Consider the following 1,484-nt stretch of genomic DNA (forward strand, 5'->3'; position numbering starts at 1 on the left):
ATTCGTTGCAACTGCTTTGGCTGCTGCAATTGGTTCATTGATTATGGGACTGCTTGCGAAATATCCGATTGCCCTGGCGCCGGGGATGGGGCTTAATGCATTCTTCGCTTACACCGTAGTGTTAACAATGGGCGTTTCATGGCAATCTGCCCTTACTGGTGTTCTGATTTCAGGGTTGATTTTCATCGCTTTAACACTGACTGGTATCCGTGAAAAGATCATCAATTCCATCCCTGCTGAATTGAAATATGCAGTCGGAGCAGGTATCGGGCTTTTCATCACATTTGTTGGTTTTCAAAACGCAGGAATCATCGTCAATAATGATGCAGTGCTTGTGGGGATTGGAGATCTGACCCACGGTAACACCTTACTTGCGATTTTTGGAATTATCATTACTGTAATCTTAATGACAAAAGGTGTAAAAGGCGGCATTTTCATTGGGATGGTTGCAACTGCGATTATTGGCATGTTTGTCGGTCTCATTGACACTCCGAAAGGTCTTGTGGATGCGGCACCTAGTCTCGCACCAACCTTTGGAGCAGCGCTTGACCCGCTGTTTAATGATGCAGGAAGCATATTTACAATCCAAATGCTTGTTGTAGTGCTTACTTTCTTATTCGTAGATTTCTTTGATACAGCCGGTACACTTGTTGCCGTGGCAAATCAGGCAGGATTAATGAAGAATAATAAGCTTCCTCGCGCAGGAAAAGCACTGTTCGCAGACTCTTGCGCAACGGTGGTGGGAGCTATTCTTGGTACCTCAACGACTACATCCTATATCGAATCTTCGGCAGGAGTTGCGGCAGGGGCCAGAACCGGATTTGCTTCAGTTGTTACAGGGGTTCTGTTCTTGCTTTCCATTTTCTTCTTCCCGCTGCTTGCCGTCATCACGGCACCGGTTACGGCGCCGGCACTGATTATCGTCGGGGTTCTGATGGTTTCTTCATTAGGTGAAATCGATTGGAAGAAATTCGAAATCGCTGTCCCGGCGTTCTTAACGATCGTGGCCATGCCTTTGACTTACAGTATCGCTACCGGGATCGCACTCGGATTTATTTTCTATCCGATTACCATGATCATTAAAGGACGAGCAAAAGAAATCCATCCGATTATGTATGCATTGTTTGTCGTGTTCGTACTGTATTTTATATTTATTGCTTAATCATACATCCTGACAACTGACCTCTTTTATAGAGGTCAGTTTTTTCTTTTTAAAAAGAGGATGTGAGAGGACGGAAGAGAATGTAATACTTAAGGAGTTTTAATTTAATTGAAATAAATGTTCATATTCGTTAAAATCATGTAATCGGATAATGTCGGAAATGGTCGAATTAATGGGGAGAAATACTTATGCCTACTTTGAATGTAAAAAAAACATTGAATAATAATGTGCTGATCGCCCAGCATGAAAGCTATGGGGAAGTCGTTCTGATTGGAAAAGGGATCGGGTTTAATCGAAAGAGCGGAGACCCCATCCGGAATGA

At 43.3% G+C, this 1,484-nt stretch carries 2 protein-coding genes; both read left to right on the forward strand.

Features of this window, described 5'->3' with window-relative positions; translation table 11 throughout:
- Positions 1–1,162: NCS2 family permease (locus tag HP456_RS23855; RefSeq protein ID WP_172255653.1), on the forward strand; the 1,162-nt coding region annotated here is incomplete at its 5' end.
- Between the two features lie 188 nt (positions 1,163–1,350).
- The coding region (locus HP456_RS23860; RefSeq protein ID WP_216663411.1) for a CAT RNA binding domain-containing protein at positions 1,351–1,484 on the forward strand (134 nt) is incomplete at its 3' end.

The organism is Bacillus haikouensis (assembly GCF_013179555.1).
Classification (GTDB): Bacteria; Bacillota; Bacilli; order Bacillales; family Bacillaceae_B; genus Rossellomorea; species Rossellomorea haikouensis_A.